Source organism: Bdellovibrio sp. ArHS (genome assembly GCF_000786105.1).
Classification (GTDB): Bacteria; Bdellovibrionota; Bdellovibrionia; order Bdellovibrionales; family Bdellovibrionaceae; genus Bdellovibrio.
The window spans coordinates 1-10,166 of record NZ_JTEV01000044.1; the positions used below are offsets into that span (position 1 = coordinate 1).

Annotated in this window: 14 protein-coding genes and 1 tRNA gene; 14 read left to right on the forward strand and 1 reads right to left on the reverse strand. The window is 44.3% G+C overall.

From position 1 onward, the window contains the following. The 13 genes from OM95_RS16815 to OM95_RS16875 form a co-directional block, all read left to right on the forward strand. A partial coding sequence (locus tag OM95_RS16815) for an EF-Tu/IF-2/RF-3 family GTPase (RefSeq protein WP_041876455.1) occupies positions 1-599 on the forward strand: 599 nt, incomplete at its 5' end. Positions 600-818: 219 nt separating this feature from the next. Next, positions 819-894: transfer RNA gene (locus tag OM95_RS16820), tRNA-Trp, on the forward strand. Positions 895-921: 27 nt separating this feature from the next. Further along, positions 922-1,299 (forward strand): preprotein translocase subunit SecE, encoded by a 378-nt coding sequence (gene secE / locus OM95_RS16825; protein ID WP_041876457.1) that lies wholly within the window; start codon positions 922-924, stop codon positions 1,297-1,299. A gap of 10 nt (positions 1,300-1,309) precedes the next feature. Then, positions 1,310-1,843, forward strand: a complete 534-nt coding sequence (nusG, locus tag OM95_RS16830) for a transcription termination/antitermination protein NusG (RefSeq protein ID WP_041876460.1) — start codon at positions 1,310-1,312, stop codon at positions 1,841-1,843. Between the two features lie 90 nt (positions 1,844-1,933). Further along, on the forward strand, positions 1,934-2,356 hold the full coding sequence (gene rplK, locus OM95_RS16835; protein ID WP_038448239.1) for a 50S ribosomal protein L11: 423 nt from the start codon (positions 1,934-1,936) through the stop codon (positions 2,354-2,356). Between the two features lie 9 nt (positions 2,357-2,365). Continuing rightward, positions 2,366-3,073 carry a 50S ribosomal protein L1 gene (gene rplA, locus OM95_RS16840; RefSeq protein WP_041876464.1) on the forward strand — a complete coding sequence of 236 codons (708 nt, stop codon included), beginning with the start codon at positions 2,366-2,368 and terminating at the stop codon, positions 3,071-3,073. Between the two features lie 223 nt (positions 3,074-3,296). Continuing rightward, on the forward strand, positions 3,297-3,821 hold the full coding sequence (rplJ, locus tag OM95_RS16845; protein WP_041876467.1) for a 50S ribosomal protein L10: 525 nt from the start codon (positions 3,297-3,299) through the stop codon (positions 3,819-3,821). A 65-nt stretch (positions 3,822-3,886) separates the two neighbouring features. Then, complete coding sequence (gene rplL / locus OM95_RS16850) at positions 3,887-4,252, forward strand: 50S ribosomal protein L7/L12 (RefSeq protein ID WP_041876470.1); 366 nt, start codon at positions 3,887-3,889, stop codon at positions 4,250-4,252. A gap of 263 nt (positions 4,253-4,515) precedes the next feature. Continuing rightward, positions 4,516-4,770 carry a hypothetical protein gene (locus OM95_RS16855; protein ID WP_041876472.1) on the forward strand — a complete coding sequence of 85 codons (255 nt, stop codon included), beginning with the start codon at positions 4,516-4,518 and terminating at the stop codon, positions 4,768-4,770. Further along, positions 4,767-5,354, forward strand: a complete 588-nt coding sequence (locus OM95_RS16860; protein WP_041876474.1) for a hypothetical protein — start codon at positions 4,767-4,769, stop codon at positions 5,352-5,354. The genes OM95_RS16855 and OM95_RS16860 overlap by 4 nt, the downstream gene beginning before the upstream one ends. Before the next feature lie 95 nt (positions 5,355-5,449). After that, entirely contained in the window at positions 5,450-6,424 is a 975-nt protein-coding gene (locus tag OM95_RS16865; protein WP_291516722.1) for a hypothetical protein, read from the forward strand. Then, positions 6,421-7,236, forward strand: a complete 816-nt coding sequence (locus OM95_RS16870) for a metallophosphoesterase family protein (RefSeq protein ID WP_041876476.1) — start codon at positions 6,421-6,423, stop codon at positions 7,234-7,236. Before OM95_RS16865 ends, OM95_RS16870 begins: the two co-directional genes overlap by 4 nt. Then, positions 7,215-7,751 carry a hypothetical protein gene (locus OM95_RS16875; protein WP_291516724.1) on the forward strand — a complete coding sequence of 179 codons (537 nt, stop codon included), beginning with the start codon at positions 7,215-7,217 and terminating at the stop codon, positions 7,749-7,751. The genes OM95_RS16870 and OM95_RS16875 overlap by 22 nt, the downstream gene beginning before the upstream one ends. Positions 7,752-7,765: 14 nt before the next feature. On the opposite strand, the gene OM95_RS16880 is transcribed toward OM95_RS16875, so the two are convergent. Beyond that, entirely contained in the window at positions 7,766-9,139 is a 1,374-nt protein-coding gene (locus OM95_RS16880) for a beta-propeller fold lactonase family protein (protein WP_041876479.1), read from the reverse strand. Between the two features lie 684 nt (positions 9,140-9,823). On the opposite strand from OM95_RS16880, the gene OM95_RS16885 reads away from it, so the two are divergent. Further along, positions 9,824-10,166, forward strand: a 343-nt coding sequence (locus tag OM95_RS16885; RefSeq protein ID WP_291516726.1) for a hypothetical protein, incomplete at its 3' end; no start/stop codon positions are given.

Genomic DNA, 10,166 nt, shown 5'->3' on the forward strand with positions numbered 1-10,166 from the left:
GTGATGCTTACATCCCTGAACCAGTTCGTGCTACTGATAAAACTTTCTTGATGCCAGTAGAGGACGTATTCTCTATCTCTGGTCGTGGTACAGTTGTTACTGGCCGTGTAGAGCGTGGTATCGTTAAAGTTGGTGACGAGATCGAAATCATCGGTATCCGTCCAACTCAAAAAACGACTGTAACTGGTATCGAAATGTTCCGTAAACTTCTTGATGAAGGTCAAGCAGGGGACAACTGTGGTGTTCTTCTTCGTGGTACTAAAAAAGAAGAAGTTGAACGTGGTCAAGTTTTGGCTAAACCAGGTTCAGTAAAACCTCACAAAAAATTCAAAGCTGAAGCGTACATCCTAACTAAAGAAGAAGGCGGACGTCACACTCCATTCTTCAATGGTTACCGTCCTCAGTTCTACTTCCGTACAACAGACGTAACTGGTGTTTGTACTTTGAAAGCTGGAACTGAAATGGTTATGCCTGGTGACCGCGTTGAATTGGCTGTTGAGTTGATCGCTCCAATCGCAATGGAAAAAGAATTGCGTTTCGCGATCCGCGAAGGTGGCCGTACTGTTGGCGCCGGCGTAGTTGTTGAAATCGTTGAATAACGATAACGCAGCATAGGCTAAATTAAAATCACCTGGGGGACTCCTTGACAAAAGGGTCCCCCGCGGTGTTTCTTGGCATGACTAAAAAATTAAATTTTTGGTCGGTTTAAGAAGTTTTTAAACTGCGAAAATCTCCTAAAAATGGAGATTCTTGATGAGAATTGATGAAGCCCAAGGTTTGAGCCATCGAGATTCCTCACTTATCATCAAGAAGATCGCAGGGGTGTAGCTCCAGTGGTAGAGCGAACGACTCCAAATCGTTAGGTCGTGGGTTCGAATCCCTCCGCCCCTGCCAATTTTGAAAACCAAACAAAGAGGAACTATGGAAAAGGCCAACTCTAAGATTTTGACAATCAGCTTTGCTATCGCAGCTATCTTGGTCGGTTTGACAACATCTCTTCTCATCAAAGCCTTCGCTGGCGCCTTCGGGGTTGTAGCACGAGCTGCTGATTCCGACATGGTCCGCCACGGTCTTCCAGTGGCTTTGGGCTTGGTTGTTTTTGCAGTCCTTCAATTCAACCCAAAAGTCATGTCTTGGGGTGAAGAGGTTGTCTCCGAAATTCGTAAAGTGGTATGGCCTTCTCGTAAAGACACAACGGCCATGACAATCGCATGTATCGTGATGGTGCTTATTTCAAGCGTTATCATCAGTTCATTCGATTTGATCTCAGGCTTCTTTATCAACTACCTCATGAAGTAAGGAACGAACCATGGAAAAAAAGTGGTACATCGTTAACGTTCAAACAAGTTGTGAAAACACTGCCAAAAAGGCCATCGAAGAAAAAATCAAATCCAATAAAATGGAAGAGTTTTTCGGAGAGATTCTTATTCCAGCAGAAAGCGTTGTTGAGCTTGTAAAAGGTCAAAAACAGACTAAATCGCGTAAATTTTTCCCAGGTTACATCTTCGTTCAGATGTTTTTGAACGATGAAACTTGGCATTTAGTACGTAATTCGTCTAAAGTGACGGGCTTCGTGGGTGGGACTAAAACTCGTCCTCCAGAGGTGCCGGAAGCAGAGGTTCTTCGTGTAACGCAGCAAATGGCTGGTATGGCGGAAAAACCGAAGCCAAAAGTGAAGTTCTCTGTCGGTGAGAATGTGACTGTTATTGATGGTCCATTCAGCAACTTCCAGGGTTCTGTAGAAGAAGTGAACGAGGACAAAGGGAAACTGAAAGTTCTTGTCAGCATTTTCGGTAGACCAACTCCAGTGGAATTGGACTACATTCAAGTTGAAAAACAATAATTTAAGAGCTACATAGTGTAGCTCTTTTATAAAAGGGTCGCTTCGAATAGGTCGGGGCACTCATAAACAAACCTCTTGCAGGAGTGGGTCATGGCAAAAAAAGTTACAGGAATGATCAAGCTGCAAATACCGGCAGGGAAAGCTAATCCAGCTCCTCCCGTTGGACCGGCACTTGGACAGCACGGGGTAAACATCATGGAATTCTGTAAGCAGTTCAACGCTCGTACACAAGCGTTGGGTGATAGCATCATCCCTATCATCATCACTGTTTACCAAGACAGATCGTTTACTTTCATTACGAAAACACCACCGGTGTCTTCTTTGATCAAAAAGGCGTTGAAATTGGAATCTGGTTCCAAGCAACCGCAAAAAGACAAAGTAGGCAAAATCAATAACGATCAAATCAAGCAAATCGCTACAACGAAATTGCCTGACTTGAACTGCTTGAAAGTTGAATCCGCAATGTCACAAGTTGCTGGTACGGCTAAGAGCATGGGCATCGATATCGCATAGGGGTGATGTATGGCAGGTAAAAAATTCGAAGCAGCCTCTAAGAAGGTTGATTCTCAAAAAAAATACTCTGTTGAAGAAGCATTCAAACTTGTGGTAGCGACTGCTCCAGCTAAATTTGATGAATCTATCGACGTAGCTTTGCGCTTGGGTATTGACCCTAAGCAATCTGACCAACAAGTTCGTGGCGCGATCTCTTTGCCTCACGGTCTTGGTAAAGAAGTTAAAGTTGTTGTTTTCGCAAAAGGCCCGAAAGAGGCTGAAGCGAAAGCGGCTGGCGCTGACTTCGTTGGTGCTGACGACCTTGTTGCTAAAATTCAAGGTGGTTGGTTGGATTTCGACAAATGTATCGCGACTCCAGACATGATGGCGACTGTTTCTAAAGTTGCTAAGATCTTGGGGCCTCGTGGTTTGATGCCGAACCCAAAAATCGGTACTGTAACTATGAACGTTGGTGAAGCAGTAGCTGCCGAGAAAAAAGGTAAGCTTGATTTCCGCGTTGATAAAGCAGGTATCGTTCACGCTGGTATCGGTAAGAAGTCTATGGGCGATGCTAAACTTCGCGATAACTTCCTAACTTTGTTGGGTGCTATCGTAAAAGCGAAGCCAGCAGCGTCTAAAGGTATCTATCTTAAAACTATCTCCGTAGCTTCAACTATGGGTCCTGGTGTTAAGATTGAACCAAATGCGGCAGCAGCACTAACTGCTACTAACGCATAATTTTAAATGTAATTAAAAGCTCCGGTGTAAATCGGAGCTTAAGTTTTTATTGCGATCAGAGACAGTAGGTTTCTTTTAGTAGATGTAATCCCACGACGGTGTGGGGCCTACCGAGATAAGGCAAAAAGTTTCCTAGTTCTAGGTGACTCCAAACCAACCTGAATCGCACAACCTACTTCAGCAAAACTGGAGTAGAAAGAATCTAACGAAAGGAGGCTCACTTATGATCACTCGCGCAGATAAAGAGCAAGAGATTAAGCTAATCACGGAGAAATTCGGAAAGGCTAAAGGAGCTTTCATCGTTGACTTCAAAGGCATCAAGGTTGAGCAGGTTACTAACTTGCGTAAAAAATTGAATGCTGCTGAATCAGAGATGAAGGTTGTCCGCAACACTCTTGCAAAAAGAGCGTTCAAAGATCACCCAGCTATTGAAAAGGCATTTGCTAATTCAATGAAAGGTACTAACGCCATCGTATTCTCTTACGGTGAAGTGAACGCAACTGCAAAAACATTGGCTGAATTCGCGAAGGACGTTGAAGTTCTTCAGATTAAGTCTGGTGTTATGGACGGTGAAGCGTTGGATGATGCTAAGATTAAGTTCTTGGCGACTCTTCCAGGCAAAGACCAACTTCGCGCTATGTTCCTCGGTACACTATTGGGTGCAGGTTCTGCACTTGCTAGATGCTTGAATGCTTATGCTGAGAAACTTGGTGGCGGTGCTACTACTGAAGAAGCTCCACAAGCGTAATTGTTACGTTTGGGCGCTGAATATTTGAATTAACAATAAATTTATATCCTTTGGAGGATTTTAAAATGTCTCTAACTAACGATCAATTAGTAGATGCGTTGTCTCAGAAAACAGTTCTTGAGATCGCTGAACTTGTAAAAATGCTTGAAGAAAAATGGGGCGTTTCTGCTGCTGCTCCTGTAGCTGCTGCGGCAGGTCCTGCTGCTGTTGTTGAAGAAAAAACTGCTTTCGACGTTATCCTTGTTGACGCTGGCGCCAACAAAATCAACGTTATTAAAGAAGTTCGTGGCTTGACTGGTCTTGGTCTTGCTGAAGCAAAAGCCCTTGTTGAAGCTGGTAACAAAGCTGTTAAAGAAGGCGCTACTAAAGAAGACGCAGAAAAAATCAAGAAAGCTCTTGAAGCTGCGGGCGCGAAAGTTACTGTTAAGTAGTTTTTGCTCTTCATGCGAAGAATCGAAAGCCTCGTGGAAACACGGGGCTTTTTTTTCGAAAGGGTACCTGCTTCCCTTTGTGTTAAAAAGGTACCCGCTTCCCATTGTGAGTAATAGGAAGCAGGTACCTTCCGTTTCTCCAGTCCTGGATATTATCCTTTTCGTTGGAATTGAAGTTCTTCATTTTCACATAAAACCCTTTTGGCGGTGTTTTTGGTCGGCTTTCTCTTTGCTTTGTAGTTCCTCCGGAAGCGGAGGAGCTTATGGTGTTCGGGTTTTTTGATCATTGGAAATTTAAGAATATTTTAGCCATTGTGTTGGCGTTACATACGTCCTTTTTGCCGAGTGCTTATGCCTATGACGAAAATGATGGATACGATCACGGCAATGATGGACGCATTGAAATCTTTGATGATGAACCATTTGTCATTACTCTTGGTGAGGACGCTTATGAGGGGTACTTTGATGGCGATTGCGTCGGTTCAGGATGCGACGAAAGAGAGATAAATAAATTATGAAGTACCAAAAATTTCCTGACGCTAATGTAGAGAAATATATAGCTGATTTTGCAAGAGAGTGTAATTTCGAGGTCTTTGAATATCGATATGCTTCTTGCGAACAAATGCCTGAATATTTAAGGAAACGTAAAAATGACGAATGGGTTTGGAGTCTTCGTCGACCGGGAAGTCTTGTCTGGATGGATATTTCCGTAGATTATCCTTCTTATTTTACGTCGATAGTACTCCAAACCAGCAGTAGCTCTCTGAAACGCCCTGCGCCTGCATACTTTCTTTTTCATTTGTATTTAGAAAAAGTCGTGCAAGCAAAATGGGAAATTTCACGACGCCAAAAGGTTATTGAAGAACGAAGCTGGCCACAAAACTGGAATTTTGAGTTGGAGTTCTTCAAAGAACATTTAAAAGGGCATCTTAATAAAGTGGTGGAGGGCCGGGACTGGCCGGAAATTTATTTTAGTTGGGATGACTATGTCTCGCCTGAAGAGGCTGGCAAAATTTATGAAGACCAAGTCACTGTTATTGAAAAAGGAATGAAAAAGAAAGGCCAAAGTTGGCTTTATCTTCTGAATCCTTTTAAGAAATAGCTGGTCCTGCAAGGAATTTAATTCGGACGCAATATCACCTTTACGAATTGCTCGTCGACGTTGACGGTCGTTTTCCGAGGGCCTACAAAGAGATAGTGACTCACTTCAATCGTCTGCTTCTATTTATTTTTGTCCTTTCGCAGTTTTCCGTGGTCATGGCCGCCCCACTAGGAACTATTCCTACGATTGAAGAACAAAACCTGCAAATGCTTTTCAGTTTTCGTTCTGATCTGTGGACGTCACCTTATACTTACAAGGATGCACCTTTACGTATTTTTAATACGGATATCAGATTGCCTCTTTATAAATCCGATACTTGGAGTGCGTCGGCGCACATCTTCGCGGAAAGCTTAAACTTAGGGCGCACCCAGTTCAGATTAGGCGAGCGCGAGGTTTTTATCGCCAATTCATTTCAAAATCAGGGCGGCGGTTTCGGGGCTCGTCGTGATCTCGCGAATGGTGGCAAGCTCAGTTTTTTTGCCTCTTATGCCACTGCTAGTGACATGCCTTGGGGCGAGCCTCGCAATGACTATTTTGACGGAACCATAACATACCAGATGGCGCCAGAAATGAATTATAGCTGGATCTTTGCTCTTAATCAGTCCGACAATAGGGGATTTCATGACGGGAAGCCTTTCCCGTATTTCGGAGTCGTCTATAGTCTCAAAGAAAATGTTCGTATGACCATCGGGTTTCCTTTTTTTCGCTTTGCATGGGGAAGAGAGCTTAACTGGATTCATACTTTTGAAGTGACCCCGTTTGGAGTCAACTATGCGGCAAGAAAGTTTCTTGATAATGGATTCGTCTTTGACGGACGTGTTGGCTTGACCGTGCGATCGTATCTGTATGACTCTCGCCCCGACGATGAAGATCGTATTTACTATCAAGAGATTTTCGTTGAGGGTGCTTTCAAAAAGTTTGTCACTTCTCGAACCGGTGTGACTTTTGCGCTGGGGGCCGCTGTTGATCGACGTCTTTATGAATCGGAACGGATTTATCATCCAGACTCTAAAGTCACTCAGCTCGAAAATGATTTTTACGGACGCCTGGGCTTGGAGTTTAATCTATGAGTAAACTCCTCTTCTATGTCGCCACTTTTTGTTTGGTCAGTTCTTGTGCACCCTTCGTTGATTCGCCTTTTTCAGACAAGCTTTTGCGACCGGAAAGAAATCTCAATCAACTGGCTTTGAAAAAGATCGGGAATCCGGAAAGTGATGGAGTCATTCGCATGGCTATATATTCGGACTCGCATCAGAATTACAAAGCCACGGATAAAATGGTGTTTCAAATGAATCAGGTCAGCACATTTGATTTTGTCGCGGGACTAGGGGACTTTACCAACTCGGCTTACAACCTTGAATATGACGAGTTTATTGAAGCGATTGGGCCACTTCGCCATACCCTTATCAACGTTATCGGAAATCATGACTCGATTGGCGCCGGACCTGAGCTATATCGCAAGGCTTTTGGGCCATCTAATTTTTATTTTGAGTCAGACAATTACCGATTTATAGTTTTTAACTCAAACAACTTGGAAACCCCTCACGAGTTTGATCCGGAATGGTTGAAGGCTCGAGTCGACGAAACCGGCAAAAACATCATCATTTTTTCGCATGTGCAGCTGCGCGATTCAGACCGCTATTTTGACAGTGTGGCAACGACGCTGGGTTATGTTATCGAACATCCTCGAGTCAAAATTATCTTTAATGGGCACAATCATATTTATGATCTGTCGACGGATCACGGCACCATCATGATGCAATGTGGACGCGTGGCCGGGGAGGAAGGCACTCACTGGCTAAGTATCACAGTGCAAGGGAATCAGTTCTGTGTGACAAGAATGGATACGCTGGGGAACACATGTTTAACTATAAAGCCCTGATAGTTGGAATGATGATGTTCTTTTTTTCATCTGCGCAAGCCGATGAATGGCGTGCAGTGGTTGAGCGTTCTGGTTTTCTGGGGACCTTCGCGGCCGGGGCAAGTTATGAACTTGAACCAGAGCATGCGGTGGATCTGTCTCTGGGAGGCTATTCTGTTGACGACGAAATACTTTATCAGGCGAATTTCATCTATCGGTATTCACGGTGGAATACATCAGTAGGGCCGGACGTGTGGCGGCCGTTGCAATTCGGTTTCTTTTTAGTATATGCCCTTAACTCTGACAGATACTTTATTGAGTCGCCCGACAAATATCCTTATCCAGAGTATTATGATTTTACAGCTTTGCGCTATGGGTTTGAGTTCGGAACCACTTACACGTTTATGCGTACACATATTGGCTTGGCCTACCATTTGCGAATTTTTGATAATGGCGCGATTGCCGTTTTTAACAACAGCAATCGCGATCTTCAGTACTACATTTCCTCGGGAGTTTCCGTTCAGTATCTATTCTGATATGATTAGATTCTTTATCGCCTTTCATATAATGAAATAATTTTGCTCACGTCATAAAAATAGAGTTTATCGTCCTTAAGGCCCGCGGAAACTAAAGTAGATCCATCGGGTGAAACTTCCAAGGCTGTTGGTTGAGCACCGCCCACCAGAGTAAATACGATTTTCCCGTTTCTGGTGTCGATGATATCAATTTTTCCTTTTATGCGCGGATCGACTTTACTGTCATCCTTGTAACTAGTGGTGCGCGAAGAGACATACAGATAGCGATTGTCTTGGGGATCCAACACAATGGTATTCGGATGCGCAAGGTCCCACTTTTTTCCGGGGAAGTTGGGGTGATCTGTCGGATAGTCCTCCAAGATTAAAATCTTTTTCAGACCTTCTGAAGTGTTGAACGGAACAAAAAGTTTGTTCCAGACTTGAGATGGAAGAACCGGTGTAGCCATGGGCGCGACCTTCGAGATTTCTTGCATCAGTTTATCCATGTCTATTCGCGAAACAGCATTTCCGCGCATGTGGCTGAAGTAGGCAAGTCGACCGTTCTTCGTCACCACGACATGCCGTAAGTTTACCGCACGACCGGCGGTGGACTCTTCTATAGGTGAAAGTTCCGCAATTTGTTTGTGGTTGACGGCATCCACAATGATCAAGCTGCCTGTTTCCGTGGCTAAGATCAAAGCGTACTTTCCGTCAGGAGTAAAAGTGATCCCGCGGGGCGCAATAAGATACTTTTTGATGCTGGGGTTGGTAAAACTGGTTTGCAGGCGTATCTTTCTAATGAAGTGACTGCTCCCGTCCAGGTTGCCATCGTTCTTCAAGTTAGAAACATCAATGACGCTGACGTCGTCGGAAAAATAATTGGCAACATACAGTATCTGTTCATGTGGTTTGTCTGACAGTAAAGGGCGCGCGGCGATGATTTTAGAGCCTTCTCCTTTTGTTGGAATGTATTTGATAATATTTTGGGACTTGGTATCCACCACACTAAGCAGGCCGCCACTTTGAAATATCTCGGCGGTTTTGCCGCCCTCAGCCCGAGAGATAAACGCAAAGCGACCATCGATAGAGAAGTCCACCTCGGTATTGGCGAAAATGCCATCCACGGGGCCCGCTGGTGTCACCACGGTTTTTGCCAGGGTTTGCTTCTTAAGGTCGAAGATGGAGGCAGTCGGGACTCTTCTCTTTTTGGCGGGATCGATTTTCCCACACATTTCAGCGACGTACAGAAAGCTCCCTGAGTTGTCTGCTTTCATTCCCTTGGGCATACAGCCGGTCTCCGCTGTCTTTACCAAAAAATCTTTTGAAAAAAACGGAACGAGGTCCTGGGGGCCCGCATGAGCGATCCATCCTGCGGTGATAAAATAAAAAAAAGTACCTAGAAGAATCATAGTTCTGCTCCTTTAAAATTTGAGAAATCCTATCAAGTGAGTCGCGTCGTGGGAGTGGGGGCCGTTGGAAAACAAAGGCCAGCGATGCCTTTCGATTTGACCTCAGGTATTTAGCGGGAAAGACTTGCCTTAAAAAAAAAGCCTTTGTTTATCGTGCCTACTTTTAAAGCACAGCTCAGAGCGGCTGTGAAAAAAGGACACGGCTGAAACTTCTGGAAGAATGATTCACCGCGCGAGTGAAAGAAGGCGAGGCTTTTTTGAGAGAGGTCTACGATTTAACACCTTTAAAGCTGCCCCTGGTTCCAAAGAGCTCTGAAGTTTTGCCAGTTAATAGAAAACTTACTGTAATTTCATTAAATTAACGCGCCACGCTATTATTTAGATCCCGCATTGCCGAGGAAGCCTCAGCCTCTTCGGTCCCTTAAGGTGTTGGTCACAGTCGGGCTTCATATTTCTTAAAGTAGGGGTCGCTTTTCAGGTCTTTTTTGATCGAGTCGAAGGGGGCTTTGGTCGCTCTCCAGAAGCTCGCGGAAAGTATTATAATTACTTGATTTACTTAAAACTTCAGGTAGGTTGAGATGCTTATCTAAAGATTTAATGTGGGCCTTGGATAATTCCCCCCGAAGCGAATGTCCGATTTTCTACTCCGGTTCCGCCGGAGTGCAAACAGATCAGGAGAGTAAATTGGAAAGAACTCCAGTTACAGCTTCTAACATCCGAGTTAGAAAGTCTTTTGCAAAAAACAAGCAGGTCATTGATATCCCAAATCTGATTGAATTGCAGAAATCTTCTTATGAAGCTTTCATTCAAAAAGATATGGATCCAGATCGCCGTGGCGATGCGGGTCTCAATGGCGTTTTCAAATCTGTATTCCCAATTACAGATTTCAACAATACAGCAAGCCTTGAGTTTGTATCATACACTCTAGAGCCAGCTAAGTACGACGTGGACGAGTGCCGTCAGCGTGGTATGACATTCGCGGCTCCTATCAAGGTGACTCTTCGTTTGATCGTTTTTGACGTTGACG